The 12,564-nt window shown below is 71.9% G+C and carries 12 protein-coding genes; 8 read left to right on the top strand and 4 right to left on the bottom strand.

The features are described 5' to 3' along the window. Positions 1-104 precede the first annotated feature (104 nt). Entirely contained in the window at positions 105-1,676 is a 1,572-nt protein-coding gene (locus Asi02nite_RS11375) for an MDR family MFS transporter (RefSeq protein WP_203712503.1), read from the top strand. 345 nt (positions 1,677-2,021) lie between these two features. Here the strand turns inward: Asi02nite_RS11375 and Asi02nite_RS11370 are convergent, their stop codons facing one another. Both Asi02nite_RS11370 and Asi02nite_RS11365 read right to left on the bottom strand, forming a co-directional pair. Next, on the bottom strand, positions 2,022-2,471 hold the full coding sequence (locus Asi02nite_RS11370; RefSeq protein ID WP_203712375.1) for a hypothetical protein: 450 nt from the start codon (positions 2,469-2,471) through the stop codon (positions 2,022-2,024). A 141-nt stretch (positions 2,472-2,612) separates the two neighbouring features. Continuing rightward, positions 2,613-2,936, bottom strand: a complete 324-nt coding sequence (locus Asi02nite_RS11365; RefSeq protein ID WP_203712373.1) for a hypothetical protein — start codon at positions 2,934-2,936, stop codon at positions 2,613-2,615. A 150-nt stretch (positions 2,937-3,086) separates the two neighbouring features. Between Asi02nite_RS11365 and Asi02nite_RS11360 the strand changes: the two genes are divergently transcribed. Both Asi02nite_RS11360 and Asi02nite_RS11355 read left to right on the top strand, forming a co-directional pair. Next, complete coding sequence (locus Asi02nite_RS11360) at positions 3,087-4,121, top strand: SIS domain-containing protein (RefSeq protein ID WP_203712501.1); 1,035 nt, start codon at positions 3,087-3,089, stop codon at positions 4,119-4,121. Positions 4,122-4,141: 20 nt separating this feature from the next. Beyond that, positions 4,142-5,662, top strand: a complete 1,521-nt coding sequence (locus tag Asi02nite_RS11355) for a GAF domain-containing sensor histidine kinase (protein ID WP_203712371.1) — start codon at positions 4,142-4,144, stop codon at positions 5,660-5,662. A 227-nt stretch (positions 5,663-5,889) separates the two neighbouring features. Here Asi02nite_RS11355 and Asi02nite_RS11350 read toward each other — a convergent pair whose 3' ends face one another. Then, on the bottom strand, positions 5,890-7,356 hold the full coding sequence (locus Asi02nite_RS11350) for a glycosyltransferase family 39 protein (protein ID WP_203712369.1): 1,467 nt from the start codon (positions 7,354-7,356) through the stop codon (positions 5,890-5,892). A gap of 332 nt (positions 7,357-7,688) precedes the next feature. On the opposite strand from Asi02nite_RS11350, the gene Asi02nite_RS11345 reads away from it, so the two are divergent. The 5 genes from Asi02nite_RS11345 (at position 7,689) to Asi02nite_RS11325 (ending at position 12,002) form a co-directional block, all read left to right on the top strand. Continuing rightward, complete coding sequence (locus Asi02nite_RS11345; protein ID WP_203712367.1) at positions 7,689-9,374, top strand: nitrite/sulfite reductase; 1,686 nt, start codon at positions 7,689-7,691, stop codon at positions 9,372-9,374. After that, the gene (locus Asi02nite_RS11340) at positions 9,371-9,553 is read left to right on the top strand and encodes a hypothetical protein (RefSeq protein WP_203712365.1); all 183 of its coding nucleotides are present in this window, start codon (positions 9,371-9,373) and stop codon (positions 9,551-9,553) included. The genes Asi02nite_RS11345 and Asi02nite_RS11340 overlap by 4 nt, the downstream gene beginning before the upstream one ends. Further along, positions 9,550-10,314 (top strand): phosphoadenylyl-sulfate reductase, encoded by a 765-nt coding sequence (locus tag Asi02nite_RS11335; protein WP_203712363.1) that lies wholly within the window; start codon positions 9,550-9,552, stop codon positions 10,312-10,314. Before Asi02nite_RS11340 ends, Asi02nite_RS11335 begins: the two co-directional genes overlap by 4 nt. Next, the gene (locus Asi02nite_RS11330) at positions 10,311-11,123 is read left to right on the top strand and encodes a sirohydrochlorin chelatase (RefSeq protein WP_239126641.1); all 813 of its coding nucleotides are present in this window, start codon (positions 10,311-10,313) and stop codon (positions 11,121-11,123) included. The genes Asi02nite_RS11335 and Asi02nite_RS11330 overlap by 4 nt, the downstream gene beginning before the upstream one ends. Positions 11,124-11,606: 483 nt before the next feature. Continuing rightward, the gene (locus Asi02nite_RS11325; RefSeq protein WP_203712359.1) at positions 11,607-12,002 is read left to right on the top strand and encodes an FxLYD domain-containing protein; all 396 of its coding nucleotides are present in this window, start codon (positions 11,607-11,609) and stop codon (positions 12,000-12,002) included. Between the two features lie 91 nt (positions 12,003-12,093). On the opposite strand, the gene Asi02nite_RS11320 is transcribed toward Asi02nite_RS11325, so the two are convergent. Next, the gene (locus tag Asi02nite_RS11320) at positions 12,094-12,351 is read right to left on the bottom strand and encodes a WhiB family transcriptional regulator (RefSeq protein ID WP_203712358.1); all 258 of its coding nucleotides are present in this window, start codon (positions 12,349-12,351) and stop codon (positions 12,094-12,096) included. Between the last annotated feature and the right edge of the window lie 213 nt (positions 12,352-12,564).

The following is a 12,564-nucleotide window of genomic DNA, read 5'->3' as shown; positions in this document are numbered from 1 at the left end:
ACGCCCGGTTGGTCGTCAGCTTACCGTGCGGCTAGTAAGGACACTAGCCGGTCGGCAGGTAAGTCCGATCACTATGGGGGGCGTTCCGATTGACCACTGACGCGATGCGGGCGCTGACTCCGCAGAAGATCCGCGTCATCCTCGCCGGTCTGATGATCGCGATGATGCTGGCAATGCTCGACAACATGATCGTCAGCACGGCGCTGCCGCGCATCGTCGGCGAGTTCGGTGGGCTCAACCACTTCACCTGGGTGGTCACCGCCTACGTGCTCGGCACGACCGTGTCGACGCCGATCTGGGGCAAGCTCGGCGACCTCTACGGCCGCAAGTCCATCTTCCTGACGTCGATCATTATCTTCCTGATCGGCTCGGCGCTGTGCGGAATGGCGGGCTCCGCCATGCTCGGCGGCCCGAACGACGGCATGATCGAGCTCATCGCCTTCCGGGCCGTGCAGGGCCTCGGCGCGGGCGGCCTGATGGTCGGCGTCATGGCGATCATCGGTGACCTGGTGCCGCCCCGCGAGCGCGGCCGCTACCAGGGCCTGATCGCGGGCATCATGGCGATCGCGATGGTCGCGGGCCCGCTGGTCGGCGGCTTCATCACCGACCACCTGTCGTGGCGCTGGGCGTTCTACGTCAACCTGCCGCTGGGCGGCGTGGCCCTGCTGATCCTGGCGACCCGGATGCACCTGCCGCGCTACCGCACCGAGCACCGGATCGACTACCTCGGCGCCGCACTGCTCTCGGTCGGCATCACCGCGCTCGTGCTGATCACCACCTGGGGCGGCAACGAGTACGACTGGACCTCGCCGCAGATCCTCGGCCTCGCCGCGCTGACCGTGGTCTCGCTGGTGGTGTTCGGCTTCGTCGAGCGCCGCGCGCCGGAGCCGATCCTGCCGCTGCACCTGTTCGCCAACCGCAACTTCGCCCTGATCTCCGCGGTCGGCTTCCTGCTCGGCTTCGCGATGTTCGGCGCGATGAACTTCCTGCCGCTGTTCCAGCAGACGGTGCAGGGCGCCTCGGCGACCAACAGCGGCCTGCTGCTCCTCCCGCTGATGTTCGGCATGCTGGTCATCTCGGTGATCGCCGGCCGGGTCATCACGAAGACCGGCCGCTACCGGATCTTCCCGATCCTCGGCGGCGTGGCCCTGCTGGCCGGCATGGTCCTGCTCTCCACGATCAACGCGGGGACCACGAAGCTGGTCCTGTCGCTCTACATGGTCGTCCTCGGCGTGGGCATGGGCTTCCTGATGCAGACCTCGATGCTGATCGCGCAGAACAGCGTCGAGCAGAAGGACCTCGGCGCGGGCAGCGGCGCGGCGACGTTCTTTCGCTCCATCGGCGGCTCGATCGGCATCGCCCTCTTCGGCGCACTCTTCGTGCACCGTCTGGCTGACTCCCCGGCGGGCAGCGCCCTCGCCGGCGAGGGCGGCGGCGCGGGCGTCGACCCGACCGCGCTCCAGAACCTACCCACCCAGATCCGCGAAGCGGTGATGAGCGGCCTGGCGGACTCGATCGCCTACGTCTTCGTCTGGGCGGCCGTGATCGTCATCCTGGTGCCGGTGCTGGCGTGGTTCGTCAAGGAGATCCCGCTGCGCGGCGTCGGCGACAAGCCCGAGACCCCGGCCGACGAGGCCGAGGTCGCCCTGGCGAAGGCCGAAGCGATCGCCGACTGAGGTTTTGCGCGCGTCGGAATGCCCCTGGAGCGATCCGGGGGCATTTCCTTTTGCTCGGGTCCGTCGGGGGCGCGACCGTCGCTCCCGCCAGGCACCGCCCGCTGCGCTTCGCTGCCAGGCTCGTCATGGGTCACGGATCTTTCTTTTGTCAGTTCGCGTCTTTGGGGGACGACCGTCGTTCCCGCCGGGCAGCGCTCGCTGCGCTTCGCGGCCGGGCTCGTTGTCGGTGACCGGCTTTCTTGCCGGCTTTACTCGGGTCTGTCGGTGGCGCGACTGTCGCTCCCACGAAGCACCGCTCGCTGCGTTTACGGCGAGGCTCGTCGGTCACCGGCCTTCTTTGTCAGCTCACTCGGGTCCGTCTGGGGCGCGACCGTCATCCCCGCCAGGCACCGCTCGCTGCGTTCCGTTGCGGGGTTCGTCGTCGGTCGCCGACTTTCTTTTGTCAGCGAGCACTGCCTCCCACTGCGCCACGAGGTCGTCGCCCGGTCGGCGCCCTCGCGCGGCATCGTCGAGCCAGCCCACGCGCGCGTCGTCGTCGCGCCAGCGCCGGCGTGCGCGAAGGCTGATCACGATGCCGGCTACCGCCACGCAGGACAGGAAGCTGGCGAGCAGGATCGGCACCGCCTGGATGAGGATCAGGAGGAGGTGCATGTCCCGCGTCGCGAACCCGCACGACGCGCCCGGCAACGCGCACTCCGCGTCCGACGGGTAGTTGAGCGTGCCGACGAAACACAGCATCAGCACCAGCACGTGGGCAGCGAGGATCCAGAGGGTCGCCTTCCCCATGCGTTCCACAACGCGAACGCTATGACGGGGTTGATCATCTCCGCATGAGTGCGCGTGCCTAAGGCACGTCGGTTGCCGACCGTCGCGACAGGTTCATCGGATGCCGACGGTCGCGACAGCGAGCCTTTCCCGCGGTTCGGGTGGTCGCGATCAGCGGAGGTCGATCGGTGGCGCGAAGGTGCGCTCGCCGCGCGGGGGGAGTCCGGCCGCGTCGCGACGGCGGGTGCGTCGGGCGGCCACGACAGCGATCACGATCAGGCACAGCAGCAGGCTGACCAGCAGCGCCGGCGCTCCGAAGAGGAAGAGGGCGAACCGCGCCCCGTCGCGTGGTGAGAGGGTGCAGCCGAAGCCGAGACCCTCGCACTGACCGTCGGCCACCTGGCTCGGCTGCGTCAGTGTCGCAAGCCAGGCCACCCCGAACAGCGCGGCGTGTCCGGCCACCACCCAGAGCGCCGCTTTCCCCGTGCGATCCATGCCGGCGACGCTAACGGGCGCCGGTCCCGCGGCGCGTGAGTGCGCGGGCCTATCGGGATGCTCGGAACGTTGCGATAGGAGTGACTTCCGTGCAGAATTGAACAAGGAGCGCGCAGGGGAGGCACAAAGATGGGTACACCGGGCGCCGGGATGGCCGCCGACATCGCCGAGCAGCCGGAGGTGTTCGCCCGCCTGCTGGAGCCGGCGCACGCCGGACCGGTCGCCGCCGTCGCGGCCGCGATCGTGGCGCGGCGGCCGCGGCACGTGGTGTTCACGGCGCGCGGCACGTCCGACCACGCCGCGCTCTACGGCGCCTACCTCGCCGAGATCCGGCTCGGGCTGCCCGCCGGGCTGGCCTCGCCGAGCGCCGTGACGGTGTTCGGCGCCCGGCCGGACCTGTCCGACGCGCTGGTCGTCGGGGTGAGCCAGAGCGGCGGTTCGCCCGACCTGACCGAGGTGGTCAGGGTGGCCCGGGAGACCGGCGCGCTCACCCTGGCGATCACCAACAACCCCGACTCCGCACTGGCGCGCGCCGCCGAGTTGCACGTCGACGTCGCCGCCGGGCACGAGCGGGCGGTCGCGGCCACCAAGACCTACACGGCCGAGCTGCTCGCGCTGCTGCTGCTCGTCGAGGGCATCCGGGGTGGCGACGGCACTGTGCCGGCCGAGGAGCTGCGTACCCTCGCCGCCCTGCCCGACCTGGCCACGACGGCCCTGGCCGACCCGACGGCGCCCGACCTGGCGCGGCGCTACCGGTTCGCGGCCCGGATGGTCACCACGGGGCGCGGGTACGCCTACCCGACGGCCCGCGAGGCCGCCCTCAAGCTGATGGAGACCTCCTACCTGCCGGCCCTGTCGTTCTCCGGCGCCGACCTGCTGCACGGCCCGCTCGCCCTGGCCGACCCCGACGTCCCGGTGCTCGCCGTCGTCGGCGCCGGCCCCGGCGGCGCGGCCATGCGCGACGTGCTGGCCCGCCTCGACGAGCGCCGCGCCGACGTGGTCACCGTGGGCCCGGCCGACGTCCCTGGCGCCACCGCCCGCCTCGCCGTGCCCGAGGTCGACGAGCGCCTCGCCCCGCTGCTCGACATCCTCCCGCTGCAACGCCTGGCGCTGGCCCTGGCGCTGGCCCGCGGCGAGAACCCGGACGCCCCACGCGGCCTGGCCAAAGTCACCTCGACGCTCTGAGCCGTGGCACGCTGGTCTACGTGTCCACGTTGCGTGACCTAGTCGAAGAGCACACCGCCCTGCGGCGCGGTGATATCGATCACCTTCATCGGATCGCCGGTGAGTGGCAGTTGCTCTCCGATCTGTCCTTCGCCGACCTGCTGCTCTGGGTGCCGGTCGACGACGACGGCGGGTTCCTGTGCGTGGCGCAGGTGCGGCCGACGACGGCGCCGACCGCGTACCAGGACGACCAGGTCGGCCGGATCGTCGGCGGGCCCGAGGTGGCGCACCTGGACATCGCGTACCGCGAGGGTCGGATCTGGAGAGAAGGCGACCCGGTCTGGTACGGCGACACCCCGGCCCGGCACGAGGCGATCCCGGTGCGGCTGCGCTCCGCCGACGGGGAGGGCGGCGCCGTGATCGCGGTGGTCGGCCGGGACACCAACCTGTCCACGGCGCGGACCCCGAGCCAGCTCGAGCTCAACTATCTGACGACGGCCGACGACCTGGCCCAGATGACCTCGGACGGCACGTTCCCGCCGCGCCGCCACCCGGGCGAGACCACGTCCGCCCCGCGGGTCGGTGACGGGCTGGTCCGGCTCGACGCCGGCGGCAAGGTCACGTTCGCGAGCCCGAACGCGCAGTCCGCGTACCGCCGCCTGGGGTTCGCCGCCCATCTCGTGGGCGAGGACCTGGCCTCGTTGATCAAACGGCTGGCCGACGACCCCCTGGAGGGCACCGACGCGGCCAACCGGGTGCTCGCGTCGCTGCGCGGCGAGGCGCCGGCCCGCAAGGAGGTCGACGCCCGCGGCGCGACGGTGCTGCACCGGGCGCTGCCGCTGATGCCCGCGGGCGTGCCGATCGGCTCGCTGGTGCTGGTCCGCGACATCACCGAGGTACGCCGCCGCGACCGCGCGCTGATCACCAAGGACGCGACCATCCGGGAGATCCACCACCGGGTCAAGAACAACCTGCAGACCGTCGCGGCGCTGCTGCGGCTGCAGGCGCGCCGGGTCGGCATCCCGGCCGCCCGGGCGGCGCTGGAGGAGTCGGTGCGGCGGGTCGCGTCGATCGCCCTGGTGCACGAGACGCTGTCGATGTCGAGCGACGAGGCGGTCGAGTTCGACGGCATCGTCGACAAGGTCGCCGGCGCCGCGACCGAGGTGGCGAGCACCGAGGTGGCCGTGCGGATGCGCCGCGAGGGCTCGTTCGGTGTGCTGCCCGCGGAGATCGCCACGTCGTTGGTCATGGTGCTCAACGAGTTGCTGCTCAACGCGGCCGAGCACGGGTTCTCCGACGACGGCGAGGGCGAGGGCGACGCGGCCGTCGAGCCGGAGGTCGTGGTCGCGGTCCACCGGTTCCGCAAGCAACTGCACGTCACGGTCGCCGACAACGGGCGCGGGCTGCCGCCCGACTTCGACCCGGACAAGGGCGGCCGGTTGGGCCTGCAGATCGTCCGGGCGCTGGCGACGGGGGAGCTTCGCGGCTCGATCGAGTTGCGCAACCGCGCGGAGGGCGGCACGGAAGCGGTCCTGGTCGTGCCCCTCGGCAAGGCCCGCTGACCCTGCGGCGTCCGCCGCCGGCCCGCCCGGCGGCCGATCTTGGTCGGTGGTTGCGGTGGGAGCCGCGTTGGATGACCAAGGTCGGGTCGGGGGATGGGTTGGTGGCAGTCGTGGTCACCGACCCCCGTGGATCTTGGTCGATCGTTGCGGTCAGAGGCACGACCGACGACCAAGATCGGCGGATGAGCGGCGGATGCGCGGCGGGTGAGCGGCGGGTGGGTGGCGGGTCAGCGGCGGATCAGGAGCGCCACGGTGAGGCCGGGCTCGTGCCAGACCTGGCGGGTCGTATAGGCCGCCCGCAGGGCCGCGCCCTTCTCGCCCGGCACCGTCGACAGCGGCTCCGCGCGGTCGCCGTTGGTCAGCAACCAGAGCCGGGGTGCGCCGGCCGCCGTCAGGCAGGCCGCCGAGTCACCGCATTCGGTCGCCCGCAGCTCACCCCGGTCGACCGCGCTCTGCCGCAGCAGCACGTCGTGGGGTGCGCCGCCGCCCAGGCCGCGCGCCACCGCGACGTCGAGCATCCGCCAACCGCCCCGCGGCTCGTAGACGATCCCGTCGCCCGGCTGGGCGTTGGCCGCGATCACCGCGACCGCCGCGGGATAGTCGACCGGTGCGGTGCGCGGCCACTCGTGGGTGCGGCGCAGCGCCGCCTGGGCCGGGCCACCCAGCGCGGCGATCACGAGCACGAGGACGAGCGCGTACCCGAGGCGCACCCGGCTGACCGCGGCCGCGACCAGGACGCACAGCAGCGACACCGTGAAGAGCAGATAGCGCGGCACCCAGAACGGCGCGAGCTGGGCGGCGGCGAAGAGCAGCACCGCGGGCAGCGCGACCGACAGGGCCAGCGTCGTCGGCCAGCGCCCAACGGTCAGCGCCCAGGCCAGCGCGGCGAGCACCAGCAGGGCGCCGCCGACCGCGGGGGCCTGCAGCACGCTGCCGGGCAGCTCGACGAGGTTGCCCGGGCCCGGTGTGCCGACCCAGCCGAGCTGGACGCCCTGCTGGCTGCGCCCGCGCCAGACCAGGGGGACCAGCAGCAGGCCCACCGCGCCGACCGCGGCGGCGAAACCGAGCACCGCCCGGCGGGCGCCGCCCACCAGCGCGGCCGCATGGCCGGCCACGAGCAGCAGCGCCATGATGTTGGCGAGACCGAGACCCAGCAGCGCCGCGCCGTACGCGGTGAACCGCCAGGCGGTGGGCCGGTCGACCGCCCGCACCAGCAGGAGCGTCGCGAGCACGGCGAAGAGCGCCGCGAACGCGTACGCCCGCGCCTCCTGTCCGTAGCGCGACGTGCTCGGGACGACCGCGAACAGCAACCCGGCGACCAGGCCGGTCTTCGCCCCGAACAGGCGGGTGCCGAGCGTGGTGGTCAGCGCCGCGGCGCCGGCCATCGCCAGCAGCGAGGGCAGCCGCAGCGCCACGACCGAGTCGCCGAACAGCGCGGTCCAGCCGTGCAGGAACAGGTAGTAGGGCCCGGTCACCGCGTCGATGCCGCCGAGCATCCGCCACAGGTCGGGCAACGGTCGGGTGGCGGCGCTCCAGGTCGCGAGCTCGTCGCGCCAGAGCGGCGCGCGGCCGAGCTGGAACCCGGCGATCAGCAACGTGAGCGCGGCCGGCACGATCGCCGCCCATGGGCCGGTCAGGAGTCGCCGCGGAGCCGCGGTCACCCCCGTGCGCGCACGGTCGAGCTGCTCTGTCATCAGCGGCTCCCCCGTAGCGCCGCAAATGTCCCTAGCTGCCCGATCAGCCTAACGTGAACCAGGCCACAGCGGGGCCCGGCATCTGGGACTGACTGCGGCAATCGGAGCGTGCTGTGGCAGCATGATGAGCGTGACTGCAACCGCCGACCGTCGCATGGTGATGCTGGGCCTCACGGTCCGCCGCCATGTCGACTACGGCCGCGTTCGCAGTGCCATGTGTCCGGCTCACTGACGACGCCCGACTCACGTCCGGGCGCGTCCGCGCCGGGCATCTCTCTGTCTAGTCCCGTTCGCGCGACGCGCCCCCCGAAAATCCTCGGAGGAACGCCGCGATGGCGGTTAGCAGCACCCCAGCCCGTTCGCCCCGCCGCGCCAGGGGCGAGGGCCAGTGGGCTCTCGGGCACCGCGAGCCGCTCAACGCCAACGAGCGCACCAAGAAGGACGACGACCCGCTGAACGTACGGGCGCGGATCGAGAACATCTACGCCCACGGCGGCTTCGCCTCGATCGACCCCGCCGACCTGCGTGGCCGGTTCCGCTGGTGGGGCCTCTACACCCAGCGCAAGGCCGGCATCGACGGCGGTCGCACGGCGGTGCTCGAGCCGCACGAGCTCGACGACGAATACTTCATGCTGCGCGTACGCGTCGACGGCGGCCAGCTCAACCTCGAACAGCTCCGGGTCATCGCCCAGATCTCCACCGAGTTCGCCCGCGACAGCGCCGACATCACCGACCGGCAGAACATCCAGCTCCACTGGATCCGGGTCGAGGACGTGCCGGAGATCTGGCGCCGGCTGGAGGCCGTCGGCCTGCAGACCACCGAGGCCTGCGGTGACTGCCCCCGGGTGGTGCTGGGCAGCCCGGTCGCCGGTGTCTCCGCCGACGAGGTGGTCGACCCGACGCCGGCCCTCGACGAGATCGTCGCGCGGTTCGTCGGCAACAAGGAGTTCTCCAACCTGCCGCGCAAGTTCAAGTCGTCGATCTCCTGGCTCGCCGACATGCCGTACGAGGTCAACGACATCTCGTTCCTCGGCGTCGAGCACCCCGACTACGGCCCGGGCTTCGACCTCTGGGTCGGCGGTGGCCTGTCCACCAACCCCATGCTCGCCCAGCGCGTCGGCGTCTGGGTGCCGCTCGCCGAGGTGCCCGAGGTCTGGGCCGGCGTGGTCTCGATCTTCCGGGACTACGGCTACCGCCGGCTGCGGCACCGGGCCCGGCTCAAGTTCCTCGTCGCCGACTGGGGCGTCGAGAAGTTCCGCGAGATCCTCGAGAAGGAATACCTCGGCCGGTCGCTCCTGGACGGCCCGGCGCCGGTGCTGCCCGAGCAGCCGATCGACCACATCGGCGTGCACCGGCAGCGCGACGGGCGCTACTACGTCGGTGCCGCGCCGGTCGTCGGCCGGGTCTCCGGGTCGCAGCTCGCGGCGCTGGCCGACGTCGTCGAGGCGCACGGCAGCGGGCGGGTCAGCCTCACGCCGTACCAGAAGCTGCTCGTTCTCGATGTTCCGCAGGAGCGGACAGAGGCGCTGGTGACCGCGCTGCGTGGGATCGGGCTCGAGGCCCGGCCGTCGACCTGGCGGCGCTCGACGATGGCCTGCACCGGCATCGAGTTCTGCAAGCTCGCGATCGTCGAGACCAAGGCGCGCGGCCAGGAGCTGGTGGCCCGCCTGGAGGAGCGGCTCGGCGACATCGACGCCGACATCACCATCAACATCAACGGCTGCCCGAACGCCTGCGCCCGCACCCAGACCGCCGACATCGGCCTCAAAGGACAGTTGGTGGTCGGGCCCGACGGCCGCCAGGTGGAAGGGTTCCAGGTGCACCTCGGCGGCGGCCTCGGCATGGCGCAGGGCCAGACCGCCGGTTTCGGCCGCAAGCTGCGCGGCCTCAAGACCACGGCGGAGGAGCTTCCCGCGTACGTGGAGCGGCTGGCTCGCAACTACCTCTCCGGGCGTACGGGCTCGGACGAGGCGTTCGCCCAGTGGGTCATGCGGGCCGACGAGGAGGCGCTGCGATGAGCGAGCGGGCCGCGCCGATGTACTGCCCCTACTGCGCCGAGGAGGACCTGCGGCCGCACGAGGAGTCGCACGGCGCCTGGGAGTGCCGCGGCTGTCAACGGGTCTTCTCGGTCAAGTTCCTGGGCCTGCGTGCCGCGGGCCTCGTTCCCCCGGACGGAAGAGGTGAGGCAATCAGATGAGTGCCCTGAACGCCGCCGGCTTGGGTCTGGTGTCGCTGGGCGGTGCCCCGCGCCCGGCTTCGACCGACCGGCGCTCCGCCGACGAGCTCAAGTCCCTGGCCGAGGCCGCCGGCCGCGACCTGGAAGGCGCGCCGGCGCTGGAGATCGCCCGCTGGGCGTCCGAGACGTTCGGTGCCCGGTTCTGCGTGACGAGCTCGATGGCCGACGCCGTGGTCGCCCACCTGGTCTCCCGCGTCGCCCCCGGCGTCGACGTCGTGTTCCTCGACACCGGCCTGCACTTCCCCGAGACCCTGAAGGTCCGCGACACCGTGGCCCGCACCATGCCGGTCAACGTGCGGTCGATCCGCCCCCGGATGACCGTCGGCCAGCAGGACGGGGAATATGGCCCGCGGCTGTTCAACCGCGCCCCCGACGAGTGCTGCTTCATGCGCAAGGTCGAGCCGCTCGAGCGGGCGCTGGGCGACTACGACGCCTGGGCCGCCGGGTTGCGCCGAGACGAGTCGCCGACCCGCGCCAACACGCCGGTCGTCGCGTTCGACGCCCGCAAGGGCAAGGTCAAGGTCAACCCGATCGCGGCGTGGACGCAGGCCGACGTCGACAGCTATATCTCCCGGTTTAACGTGCCGGTCAACGAACTGTTCAAGCAGGGCTACAGCTCCATCGGATGCTGGCCGTGCACGCGGCGCACCAAGGCCGGCGAGGACCCGCGCGCCGGCCGGTGGGCGATGTTCGACAAGACGGAATGCGGCCTGCACCTATGACCTTGCGCCTCTGGCAGCCCACCGCACCCGGCCCGTTGGTGCTGGTGGCACACGGCAGCCGTGACCCGCGCGCGGCCCGCGCCAACGCCGCGCTGGTGGCCGCGGTGCGTCGTTCCGTGCCGCGTACGCCGGTCCGGCTGTCGTTCCTCGACCACGCCGGGCCGCGGCCGGCCGACGTGCTCCTGGACCTGGAGGCGGCGGGCGCGGCCCGGGCGACGCTGGTGCCGTTGCTGCTGACGTCGGCGTACCACGGCCGGGTCGACATCCCCGCGGCGCTGATGACCGCGCGGGAGCAGGGGTTGCGGATGCCCGTGTCGATCTCCGACGTGCTCGGCCCGGTCGGCGGTGTGACGTCGCCGCTGCTGCTCGCGGCCCTACGCCGGCGCCTGGCGGCGGCCTCGTCGGCGGCGGGCGTCTGGGCACCGGGCCGGCTGCCGCTGGACGGCGTGGTGCTGGCGGCGGCGGGCACCCGCGACGCGGCCGCGCGCACCACGGTGGAGACGGTGGCGGCGAACCTGTCGACCGCCCTCGGCGGCGTACCCTGCCAGGTCGCCTACGCCTCGGCGGCCGCACCGACGGGCGACGAGGCGGTGGCCTGCCTACGCGCCGAGGGCGCCCGCCACATCGGCGTCGCGTCCTACTTCCTGGCGCCGGGCCTCCTGCACGAGACGGTGATCACAGCGGCCCGCTCAGCCGGCGCGGCAGTGGTCGCGGAGCCACTGGGCGGCGCGGCGGAACTGGCCCACCTGGTCCTGACCCGCAGCCGCACGGCCCGCGAACCGATCTGCACGATGGCCTACGCGGCCTGACCCAAACCCGCACATCGGCCGGATACCGAAGGCCGTCAGGCCACCGACCCCCGAACCTGGTTCGGGATCGCACGGGAACCGGCCGGGTCTCGTGGCTCGCCGCCACGTGCGGGTCCACCGTCGGCCTGGATTTCGTGGCTTGCCGGCGCCGCACATGCTTTCGCATGTGGCTACGTGCGAAAGCATGTCGGCTGCGGCGCGGACCACCCGGGCGCGGAGAACGACTCTCCGTGCGGGACCACCGTGGGCTTGGGTTTCAGGGCGTGCCGGCACGTGACGGTCCAACGTTGGCCGGGGTTTCCGGGCTTGCCGCCGCGTGCGGGACCACCGTCGGCCTGGATTCTCCATGCCGACTGATAGTCCAGGCATCGGTAGCCGGCACTGCTTCTCCATGCCGACTGACAGTCCAGGCATCGGTAGCTGGCACAGCCCACTTTGGAGTGATTGCTCCGTTTGGCGGGGCTGGGCGGATAGCTTGCGGCCGTGACCAGCGACGCGGGCCAGCCGACCAAGCCGCCCTTCTACACCACGCTGCCGGGCGCGCTGACCATCATCGGGCTGTTGGGCCTGGTCACGGTCGTGATCTGGCTCGGCGACCGGGAGAACCGGGCGCGCGCGGAGGAGATGTCGGTCGACGTGACCGCGTGCGACCTGAGCGGGTCGACCGGCACGGTCGCCCTGGAGGTGCGGAACACGGGCGCGGACACGCGTACGGCCCACATCCAGGTCGAGTATCTCGACGCCGACGGTGTGCGGATCGACACGCGGTCGATGACGGCCCGGAACGTTCCCGCGGGTGGCGTGGTCGCCGTCGAGGAGAGCGCGTCGCTGGACGCGCCCGCACCGGGCGGGACCTGCCGGATCACCAGCGTCCGCTAGGAACGGCGAAGGTGAACAGCAGTTGAACGACTTTCGGGAAAACGCAGGACGCCCCGGTTGCCCGGGGCGTCCTTGCGGTTGGTGCTCTTGATCAGGCGGAGTGAGCGCGCAGGACCCGAAGGCCGCCACGGCGCTTGACCGCGCGCCGCTCTTCCTCGCTCATTCCGCCCCAGACGCCGGCGTCCTGACCGGACTCCAGAGCCCACTGCAGGCACTGGTCGGTCGCAGAGCACCGCCGGCAGACAGCCTTGGCCTGCTCGACCTGCAACAGAGCCGGACCGGAAGTGCCGATCGGGAAGAACAGCTCCGGGTCCTCGTCGCGGCAGGCAGCATGGTGGCGCCAGTCCATGGCGGCAACACTCCTCGTTCAGCGATGGCAAACAGATGCGGGTGGATCTTTCTATATGCGCGCGCGTTGCACTCCGTGACGGTGAGCATCCGACACGTCGGCACCACGTGGGCAGGCGACTAGCCTTCGGGAACGGCGCCGAGGGTGCTCGCTAAGTGCTCGCGGGCAACGTTCCCGTAACTCGTTTTCGCTTGTGAATACTTTCACGAACTG

This window comes from Asanoa siamensis (assembly GCF_016862555.1).
Lineage (GTDB): Bacteria > Actinomycetota > Actinomycetes > Mycobacteriales > Micromonosporaceae > Asanoa > Asanoa siamensis.
Note: the sequence above shows the minus strand (reverse complement) of the source record. Positions and strands in the feature narration are given on the sequence as shown.